This is a genomic window from Pseudomonas sp. URMO17WK12:I6 (assembly GCF_003253625.1).
Lineage (GTDB): Bacteria > Pseudomonadota > Gammaproteobacteria > Pseudomonadales > Pseudomonadaceae > Aquipseudomonas.
In genome coordinates, this window is record NZ_QKYZ01000013.1 from 188,492 (window position 1) to 198,441 (window position 9,950).

The 9,950-nt window shown below is 59.9% G+C and carries 5 protein-coding genes; all 5 read left to right on the forward strand.

The genetic code is table 11. The features are described from left to right. The 5 genes from thrC (at position 1) to lon (ending at position 9,331) form a co-directional block, all read left to right on the forward strand. Positions 1-1,254 (forward strand): threonine synthase, encoded by a 1,254-nt coding sequence (thrC, locus tag F475_RS22465; protein WP_026286467.1) that lies wholly within the window; start codon positions 1-3, stop codon positions 1,252-1,254. Positions 1,255-1,267: 13 nt separating this feature from the next. Beyond that, positions 1,268-2,506, forward strand: coding sequence for a serine hydroxymethyltransferase (gene glyA / locus F475_RS22470; RefSeq protein WP_018926660.1), 1,239 nt, complete (start codon positions 1,268-1,270; stop codon positions 2,504-2,506). Positions 2,507-2,749: 243 nt separating this feature from the next. Next, a complete protein-coding gene (locus tag F475_RS22475; RefSeq protein ID WP_111454749.1) occupies positions 2,750-4,132 on the forward strand; it encodes a carbohydrate porin in 1,383 nt (460 codons plus the stop codon). A 150-nt stretch (positions 4,133-4,282) separates the two neighbouring features. Continuing rightward, complete coding sequence (locus F475_RS22480) at positions 4,283-6,691, forward strand: glucose/quinate/shikimate family membrane-bound PQQ-dependent dehydrogenase (protein ID WP_064616269.1); 2,409 nt, start codon at positions 4,283-4,285, stop codon at positions 6,689-6,691. 222 nt (positions 6,692-6,913) lie between these two features. After that, positions 6,914-9,331, forward strand: coding sequence for an endopeptidase La (gene lon / locus F475_RS22485; protein ID WP_111454750.1), 2,418 nt, complete (start codon positions 6,914-6,916; stop codon positions 9,329-9,331). Positions 9,332-9,950: the final 619 nt, after the last annotated feature.

Genomic DNA, 9,950 nt, shown 5'->3' on the forward strand with positions numbered 1-9,950 from the left:
ATGAAGAAGTCTTACAGAGAGTATGTATTGCAGTGCCTGGCTTGCGAACGCCGCTACCAGCCACATGAAGTCAGCTACTACTGCCCCCATTGCAAAATCGATGGTGCTCTCGATGCGCTCTACGATTACCCGACACTGGCACGCGAATGGTCACGGGACAGTCTGGCTCATGACCACGCCCGGGGAATGTGGCGTTATGACCGGCTGATGCCGCTGAATTCCACGCAGTTCATTCCACCATTACTGGTGGGTAACACGCCGTTGTATTCACGTCCCGAATTGCTCGGCAGAGAGGCGCCAATCAAGGTATTCATCAAGGATGAATCCCGGCAGCCTACCGGCTCATTGAAGGATCGCGCCAGCGCCCTGGCTGTAGCCCATGCGATGCAATCCGGTGCGAGCACCGTCGCCGTCGCCAGCACTGGCAACGCTGCTTCGGCGCTGGCCGGAATGAGCGCGAGCCTGGGTCTGCGCAACGTGATTTACCTGCCAAAAAGTGCTCCCCGCGAGAAACTCGCACAAATGCAGGGCTACGGTGCCGAGATCGTACTGGTCGATGGGCAATACGACGAAGCGTTCGAACAATGCTTCGACGCCTGCGAAACCCATGGCTGGTACAACCGCACCACCGGCATCAATTCGTACATGAGCGAAGGCAAGAAAACCGTGGCTTTCGAGATGTGCGAACAGCTCGCCTGGCAAGTCCCGGATCTGGTGTTTGTCCCAGTCGGCAATGGCTGCATCCTGGGCTCGGTGTACAAAGGCTTCTTCGATCTGCTGCAACTGGGCTGGATTGAACGCATGCCACGGCTGATCGGCGTACAGGCGCAAAACAGCAATTTCATGTATCGAGCCTGGCGCAGCGACCAGCCGATGCAGCAGACCGAACGCATTACGCCTACCAGCCTCGCCAGCAGCATCAACGTGGCCCTGCCGCGCGACCGTCTCAAGGCCTTGCGCGCGGTAACGGCCAGCGAGGGCGAGTTCATCTGTGTCAGTGACCCGAGCATTGTCGCAGCGGCGTCCAGACTGGCCGCCAGCACCGGCGTTTTCCCCGAAGCCGGGGCCGCCAGCGCCTTCGCCGGTCTGCTCAAATACGCCGAAGAACACCCCGACACGCCGCAAACCGCCGTGGTGCTGATCACCGGCAGCGGTCTGAAAGACACGTCCATTTTTCTTTCCGATACCAGCAAAAGCCAGTCACGGGTGTTGCCGCGTCACGCGCCAGCCCCCTTGGCTGAAGCACTCATTTAAAGGAATGCCCTCCATGAGCCTGCAGAATCTAGACCCCACCCTCGCTCGCCTGATCGGCCGCGAACGCAACCGCCAGGAAACCCACCTGGAGTTGATCGCCTCGGAAAACTACGTCAGCGAAGAAGTGCTGGAAGCCCAAGGTTCGGTGCTGACCAACAAGTACGCCGAAGGCTACCCAGGCAAGCGCTATTACGGTGGCTGTAAAGTGGTCGACGAGATTGAAAGCCTCGCCATCGAACGTGCCTGCAAACTGTTTGGTAGCGAATATGCCAACGTCCAGCCGCACTCCGGCTCCCAGGCCAACCAGGCCGTGTTTCTCGCTGTGCTCAACCCTGGCGACACGATTCTGGGAATGTCCCTGGCCGATGGCGGCCACTTGACCCATGGCGCCTCGGTAAACTTCTCCGGCAAGTTCTACACCGCCTATTCTTACGGCCTGGAAAAACACAGCGAAACCCTCGACTACGCCGAGATGGAAGCCCTGGCCCGGGAACACCGGCCGAAAATGATCATTGCCGGTGCCTCGGCGTATTCAAGGACCATCGACTTCCAGCGTTTTCGCAACATCTGCGATGAAATCGGGGCGTACCTGATGGTCGACATGGCGCACTACGCCGGACTCATCGCAGCCGGCCTGTACCCCTCGCCGGTCGGCATTGCCGACTTCGTCACCTCGACCACTCATAAAACGCTGCGCGGCCCACGGGGCGGTCTGATCCTGGCCAAACGCGAACATGCGGCGTTGCTCGACAAGACGATATTCCCGGTCTATCAGGGCGGACCTCTGATGCACGTCATCGCCGCCAAGGCCGTAGCGCTCAACGAAGCCCTCGGCGATGAGTTCAAGCACTATCAGCAACGCGTCATCGACAACGCCAGGACCATGGCGAATATCCTTACTCGACGCGGCCTGCGGGTGGTGTCAGGGGGCACCGACTGCCACATGTTCCTGCTCGATCTGCGCGCGAAGAACATCACCGGAAAAGATGCCGAGGCGTTGCTCGAGAGCGCCCACATCACCTTGAACAAGAACGCGATCCCCGACGATCCGCAAAAACCTGCGATCACCAGCGGCATCCGCATTGGTACACCCGCCCTGACCACGCGGGGCTTCGGTGAAGCCGAATGCGCCGAAGTGGCCAACCTGATTGCCGACCTGCTTGAGCAACCGACCAATGCGGCACTGCTGGACAATGTCCGTCGACGGGTGATGCATTTGTGTGAATGCTTCCCGGTCTATCTGTTGAATTGACGGCCCTGAAACATAGCGAGGCGGACTATTCAGTCCGCCTTTTTTTTGCGCCACCTGGCACTGCGGCGACCGGTCGCAGCCGACTGTTACCAAATCCGAAATGATCCATGTCAGTAAAAGCCCTTTCTCAATGTGTTACAGAACATTATCCTTACGCCCGTCCAGCTGAAACGCTTCTCCCCTGCTGCATTCCTGCTGCGTTCAGCGCATCCCCTTTAGAAAAAGATCAAGAATTCCTTCTCTATGCCTGATTTTCAAACTCCGCGAGACAGCGCTGTCTCACCCGCTGTGTCCAGCCGAAAAGCCCTGAAGCTGATCAGCGGGTTCACCGCGCTGGGCCTCGCCACTTGCACCCAGGCCGCGCCAGCCTTCGATAGCGACTCGTCATGGATGCTGGGTGACTGGAACGGCACTCGCACCGAACTTTCGGAAAAAGGCTACGACTTCAAAGTCGATTACACCGGTGAAATGGGCAGCAACCTGCACGGCGGCTACGACCATGACCGTACCGCGCGCTACAGCGATCAGTTTGCCTTGGGCACTCACCTGGACTTGCAGAAGATTCTGGGTTGGGACGACGCTGAATTTCAGCTGACCATCACTGAACGCAATGGCAACAACATCAGCAACGACCGGATCAACGACCCGCGTGTCGGCGGTTTCACCTCGGCGCAGGAAGTCTGGGGCCGTGGCCAGACCTGGCGCCTGACACAGATGTGGTATCAGCAGAAATTATTCGACCAGAAGCTCGACATCAAGGTCGGCCGCTTTGGCGAGGGTGAAGACTTCAACAGCTTCCCCTGCGACTTCCAGAACCTGGCGTTCTGTGGCTCCCAGGTCGGTAACTGGGTCGGCGGCATCTGGTACAACTGGCCCGTCAGCCAGTGGGCCATGCGCGTCAAATATCACCTGACGCCAGAGTTCTACGCACAAGTCGGAGCTTACGAGCAAAACCCGTCCAACCTGGATCGCGGCAACGGTTTCAAGCTCAGCGGCAGCGGCACTCAGGGCGCAATCCTGCCGGTAGAACTGGTCTGGACCCCGAAGCTCAATGGCCTGCCGGGTGAATACCGCGCCGGTTACTACTACAGCAGCGCCAAGGCCAGCGACGTCTATAAGGACAGCAATGGCCAGCCGGCCGCCCTGAGCGGCGAGGCTTACCGCAGTGCATCGAGCAAACATGGCGTATGGCTCGGTATTCAGCAGCAACTGACCAGCCGCGCTAGCGACAATTCACGCGGCCTGAGTGTGTTCGCCAACGCCACGATGCACGACAAGAAGACCAACGCCATCGACAACTATGTCCAGGCCGGTGTCGTCTACAAAGGCCTGTTCGATGCCCGCGCCAAGGACGATATCGGCTTCGCGCTGGCCCGTGTCCACGTCAACCCGGCCTACCGCAAAAACGCCGAGGCCACCAACCAGGCCCGCGCCGCCTTCGACTTCGACGATCCGTCGTTCCTGCCCCCGCAAGACACCGAATACAGCAGCGAGCTCTATTACGGCGTGCACGTCACCAACTGGCTGACCGTGCGCCCGAACCTGCAATACATCCGCCACCCCGGTGGCGTGAACAAGGTCGACGACGCGCTGATTGGCGGGATCAAGATCCAGTCATCGTTCTGATCAAACGCATAAAACCTGTGGGAACTGGCAAGCCTGCTCCCATCAGGACCGCATCAACCAAACACTTTTTCGATGAACCATGCCCGCGCCAGATCGTCATCTACAGTGAACTTGCGCGGCACTACTTAAAACGTCACGGAGAACCACACTATGAGCACTGATGGTGCTTTGAGTCGAAGCCGTTTATTGCCGACCCTGCTCGGCATTCTGCTTCTACTAATGGGCCTGGCCTTGCTGGCCGGGGGGATTAAGCTGAGCATGCTCGGCGGCTCGCTGTATTACCTGCTGGCCGGTATCGGCCTGATGGTGGCCGGTGGGCTGCTGCTGGCCGACCGTTATGCGGCGCTGAGCGTGTACGCTATGGTGCTGTTCGCCAGTACCGTCTGGGCACTGTGGGAAGTCGGTCTGGACTGGTGGCAACTGGTGCCGCGTCTGGCGCTGCTCTTTACCCTCGGCATCGTCATGCTGCTGCCATGGTTTCGTCGCCCGTTGCGTCGCGGCGACTTCAACCCGGTCGGCACCGGTGTGCTGAGTGCTGCCGTGGTCATCGCCGGTATCGCCGCGCTTGCCAGCCTGTTCACCAACCCCGGTGAAATCAAAGGCCAACTGGACCGTGACGCCGTGCCTGGCATGAGCAACACCGCCCCGGCCATGCCGGATGGCGACTGGAACTCCTACGGCCGCAGTGCCCATGGCGATCGCTACTCGCCACTGGCGCAAATCACCCCGCAGAACGTCAGCAAACTGGTTCCCGCCTGGACTTTCCGCACCGGTGACTTGCCTGGCCCGAACGACCCGGGCGAAACCACCGCCGAAAACACCCCGCTCAAAGCCAACGGCATGCTCTATGTCTGCACGCCGCACAGCCAGGTGATCGCACTGGACCCGGACACCGGCAAGGAAATCTGGCGTTTCGATCCGAAGCTCTCCACGCAGAACGCGGCGAACTTCAAGGGTTGGGCGCACATGACCTGCCGTGGCGTGACCTATCACGATGATGCCGCCTACGCGTCCGAGCAGAGCCCGACCGGCACTGCCAACGCGCCAGTGACCAGCGTCTGCCCGCGCCGGATCTTCCTGCCGACCGCCGACACCCGCCTGATCGCCCTGAACGCCGACACCGGCAAGATGTGCGAAGACTTCGGTAACGGTGGCCAGGTCGACCTGACCGCCAACATCGGCAGCTTCACCCCTGGTGGTTACTACTCCACTTCGCCACCGGCGGTCACCAAAGACCTGGTGGTGATTGGCGGCCACGTCACCGACAACGTTTCCACCGACGAGCCAAGCGGCGTCATCCGCGCGTTCGACGTGCACACCGGCAAACTGGTGTGGAACTGGGACAGCGGCAATCCGGACGACACCACGCCGATTGCCGAAGGCAAGGTCTACACCCGCAACTCACCGAACATGTGGTCCATGTTCGCCGTCGACGAAAAACTCGGCATGCTCTACCTGCCGATGGGCAACCAGACCCCGGATCAGTTCGGTGGCGCGCGTACCCCTGAATCGGAACTGCACTCCGCCGGCCTGACCGCGCTGGACATCGCCACCGGCAAAGTGCGCTGGCACTTCCAGTTCACTCACCATGACCTGTGGGACATGGACGTCGGTGGCCAGCCAACCCTGATGGACCTGAAAACCGCAGACGGTGTGAAACCGGCGGTGCTCGCGTCCACCAAGCAAGGCAGCATCTACGTGCTGGACCGCAGCAACGGCCAACCGATCGTGCCGATCAATGAAATCCCGGTACCGCAAGGCGCGGTGGAAGGCGACCACACTTCGCCGACCCAACCGATGTCCGACCTGAACTTCGTGCCGCCGACCCTCAAGGAACGCGACATGTGGGGCGTGACCCCGTTCGATCAGATGCTGTGCCGGATCGACTTCAAATCCCTGCGTTACGACGGCATGTTCACGCCGCCATCGCTGCAAGGCTCGATCGTTTATCCGGGTAACTTCGGCGTATTCGACTGGGGCGGCATGTCGGTTGACCCGGTGCGTCAGATTGCTTTCGTGAACCCGAGCTACATGGCGTTCAAATCGAAACTGATCCCGGCGGCCGAAATCGCCAAACAAGGCCCTCGCGTCAGCGAAACCCAAGGCGTACAGCCCAACAAAGGCGCGCCATACGGCGTGATCCTCGAAGCCCTGCTGTCGCCAATGGGCCTGCCGTGCCAGGCACCGGCGTGGGGTTACGTGGCGGCGGTCGACCTGACCACCCACAAAACCATCTGGAAGCACAAGAACGGCACCGTGCGCGACAGCTCGCCGGTTCCGATCCCTCTGAGCATGGGCGTACCGAGCCTGGGCGGGACCTTCACCACTGCCGGTGGCGTGGCCTTCCTGAGCGGCACCCTCGACCAGTACCTGCGCGCCTACGACGTGAAAAACGGCAAGCAGCTGTGGGAAGGCCGCCTGCCAGCCGGCGCGCAAACCACACCGATGACCTACACCGGCAAGGACGGCAAGCAATACGTGCTCGTTGTTGCGGGTGGTCACGGCTCGTTGGGCACCAAGCAAGGTGACTATGTGATTGCGTACAAACTGTCGGAATAAACGGTAGCGGCAGTTAAAACAAAGGCGACGCCCTGTGAGGGGCGTCGCCTTTTTTTGTGGGCGCTGCAATCCCCGCCATCCCAAAATCCCTGTAAGTGCGGGGCCCTTTGGAGACCCAAGACCTGTCAAAACCCTGAACACACACTCTGAAATAGCCAGGGCCATTGAAACCACCCCCCACCTGCCCCATCTAAGATCCATACCCTATTGCGCAGGTGCCCCATGACCGACCAGCAAGAATTCCCTGAAGACCCGAGCGAATACGCCGAAACAGACAAAAACGAACACCCTTCAACCGGCAAAGGCCTCACCCTGCCTGGCCAGAACCTGCCGGACAAGGTCTACATCATCCCGATCCACAACCGGCCTTTCTTCCCGGCGCAAGTGCTGCCGGTGATCGTCAACGAAGAGCCGTGGGCCGAGACTCTCGAACTGGTGAGCCAGTCCGACCACCATTCCCTGGCCCTGTTCTTCATGGACGCCCCCCAGGACAACCCGCGCCATTTCGACACCAAAGCCCTGCCGGAATACGGCACGCTGGTCAAAGTCCATCACGCCAGCCGCGAAAACGGCAAACTGCAATTCGTCGCCCAGGGCCTGACCCGGGTGCGCATCAAAACCTGGCTCAAGCACCATCGCCCACCGTATCTGGTGGAAGTCGAATACCCGCACCAGCCCACCGAGCCGACCGACGAGGTCAAGGCCTACGGCATGGCGCTGATCAATGCGATCAAGGAGCTGCTGCCGCTGAACCCGCTGTACAGCGAAGAGTTGAAAAACTACCTCAACCGCTTCAGCCCCAACGATCCGTCGCCCCTGACCGACTTCGCCGCCGCCCTGACCTCGGCCACGGGCAGCGAGTTGCAAGAAGTGCTCGACTGCGTGCCGATGCTCAAGCGCATGGAAAAAGTCCTGCCGATGCTGCGCAAGGAAGTCGAAGTCGCGCGCTTGCAGAAAGAGATTTCCGCTGAAGTTAACCGCAAGATTGGCGAACATCAGCGCGAGTTCTTCCTTAAGGAACAACTCAAGGTCATCCAGCAAGAGCTGGGGCTGACCAAGGACGATCGCAGCGCCGACATCGAACAGTTCGAGCAACGCCTGACGGGCAAGGTGTTGTCGCCCCAGGCGCAGAAACGCATCGTTGAGGAAATGAACAAACTGTCGATCCTCGAAACCGGATCGCCGGAATACGCGGTGACCCGCAACTACCTCGATTGGGCGACTTCGGTGCCGTGGGGCGTGTATGGCGAGGACAAACTCGACCTCAAGCATGCGCGCAAGGTGCTGGACAAACACCACGCCGGCCTCGACGACATCAAGGACCGCATCCTCGAGTTCCTCGCAGTCGGTGCCTATAAAGGCGAGATCAGCGGCTCCATCGTGTTGCTGGTAGGCCCGCCGGGCGTGGGCAAGACCAGCGTTGGTAAATCCATCGCCGAATCCCTCGGTCGACCGTTCTACCGCTTCAGCGTTGGCGGCATGCGTGACGAAGCCGAGATCAAGGGCCATCGCCGCACCTACATCGGCGCACAACCGGGCAAACTCGTCCAGGCGTTGAAAGACGTCGAAGTGATGAACCCGGTGATCATGCTCGACGAGATCGACAAGATGGGCCAGAGCTACCAGGGCGACCCGGCCTCGGCGCTGCTGGAAACCCTCGACCCGGAACAGAACGTCGAATTCCTCGACCATTACCTGGACTTGCGCCTGGACCTGTCGAAAGTGCTATTCGTCTGCACCGCCAACACCCTGGACTCGATCCCCGGCCCGTTGTTGGACCGGATGGAAGTGATTCGCCTGTCGGGTTACATCACCGAAGAAAAAGTTGCCATCGCCAAGCGTCACCTGTGGCCGAAACAGCTGGAAAAGGCCGGCGTATCCAAAGGCAACTTGAGTATTAGCGACACTGCATTGAGGGCCTTGATCGACGGCTATGCCCGTGAGGCCGGAGTCCGTCAGCTGGAGAAAAACCTCGGCAAACTGGTGCGCAAAGCGGTGATGAAACTGCTCGATGAACCGAAAGCCGTCATCAAACTCGGCCCCAAAGACCTGGAAGCCTCACTCGGCCGCCCGGTGTTCCGCAACGAGCAAGTGCTGTCCGGCGTCGGCGTGATCACCGGGCTGGCCTGGACCAGCATGGGCGGCGCGACCCTGCCGATCGAAGCCACGCGCATTCACACCCTCAACCGAGGCTTCAAACTTACCGGGCAACTGGGGGACGTGATGAAAGAGTCGGCAGAAATTGCCTACAGCTACGTCAGCTCCCATCTGAAGCAATTCGGCGGTGACCCGACATTCTTCGATGAAGCCTTCGTCCACCTCCACGTACCGGAAGGCGCAACGCCGAAAGACGGCCCGAGCGCCGGCGTGACCATGGCCAGTGCCCTGCTTTCGCTCGCCCGTAACCAGCCACCGAAAAAAGGCGTAGCCATGACCGGTGAGCTGACGCTGACCGGGCATGTACTGCCGATTGGCGGTGTGCGCGAGAAAGTCATCGCGGCGCGTCGGCAGAAAATCAATGAACTGATTTTGCCGGAGCCTAATCGGGGTAACTTCGAAGAGTTGCCGGACTACCTGAAGGAAGGCATTACCGTGCACTTTGCCAAGCGCTTCGCGGATGTGGCGAAGATATTGTTCTGAGCCGTCACCTGATCGTTTCCATGGGTTGGGAATAATCAGACTCAACAAAAAGCCCGCTGACCTTTTAAGGGGGCAGCGGGCTTTTCATTTGTGCTACGTCTGCGGATCTAGATTATCGAGCACGCGGTTCATCATCGACTATCAAGCTCGCCTCCACGAATGCTGTCTCAAAAACTCACGAAACTGAGTTCTGAATACAATATTCCGATCATTTGACTCAGTTTCAAACGATTCTGAGACAAGCGAGCTGCCGCAGGCTGCGATCTTTTGATCTTGAAAACCAACGTCAAAAGATTGCACCCGCCATGGACTGATCGGCTGTCAGGCCGCCTTCGCGGGCAAGTCGGATCGCCGCACCGCTCCCCCCTACGATGGAGCGGCGTACACCCACCCCTCACCACTCAACAGGTCGAGCGTTAGCTCGCCTGCCGCTTTTGATCTTGATTCACCCGCCCCTTCGGGAGGCTGAGTGGAGGTGTTCATCTGGGGATTGGCGCGCAGCGCCGTTCGACGCAGTCGAACACATCGCATGTAGGTTGAAGCGAAGCCAACCGTAGGGCGATGCCCCCAGATGGATACCGGAGCGAAGGAACCCCGAGCCTTAGCGAGGGGCCGGACG

Bases quoted from the DNA above. Each gene is read 5' to 3' on its own strand.
- thrC (WP_026286467.1), top strand. From the start codon at position 1: ATGAAGAAGTCTTACAGAGAGTATGTATTGCAGTGCCTGGCTTGCGAA.
- glyA (WP_018926660.1), top strand. From the start codon at position 1,268: ATGAGCCTGCAGAATCTAGACCCCACCCTCGCTCGCCTGATCGGCCGC.
- F475_RS22475 (WP_111454749.1), top strand. From the start codon at position 2,750: ATGCCTGATTTTCAAACTCCGCGAGACAGCGCTGTCTCACCCGCTGTG.
- F475_RS22480 (WP_064616269.1), top strand. From the start codon at position 4,283: ATGAGCACTGATGGTGCTTTGAGTCGAAGCCGTTTATTGCCGACCCTG.
- lon (WP_111454750.1), top strand. From the start codon at position 6,914: ATGACCGACCAGCAAGAATTCCCTGAAGACCCGAGCGAATACGCCGAA.